Source organism: Halorubrum sp. SP9 (genome assembly GCF_005435015.1).
Lineage (GTDB): Archaea > Halobacteriota > Halobacteria > Halobacteriales > Haloferacaceae > Halorubrum > Halorubrum sodomense.
Genome location: NZ_SGXU01000712.1, coordinates 1 through 233, shown reverse-complemented (window position 1 = coordinate 233; position 233 = coordinate 1). Strand labels below are relative to the sequence as shown.

Here is a 233-nt window from a genome sequence, read left to right as displayed (position 1 = left end):
AACGTCGTCTCCAGCCGGACCGTCTCGTCCATCTCTAGGCCCTCCCAGAGCCGCCGCCCCTCCTCGGGGTCGAGCTCGGCGTCGACTTCCCACACGTCCATCCCGACTATCTCCTCGCGGTCGTACCCGAGCGCGTCGGTCATCGCGCGGTTGGCGTCGACGATCGACCCCGCCTCGTCGTGGATGTCGATCATGTCCGGCGAGCGCTCGAAGAGGGCCTCCAGCCGCGCGGT

The 233-nt window shown here is 69.1% G+C and carries 1 protein-coding gene; it reads right to left on the bottom strand.

What is annotated here, in order from left to right; translation table 11 throughout:
* A partial coding sequence (locus EXE45_RS19090; protein ID WP_137695207.1) for a PAS domain S-box protein occupies positions 1-233 on the bottom strand: 233 nt, incomplete at both ends.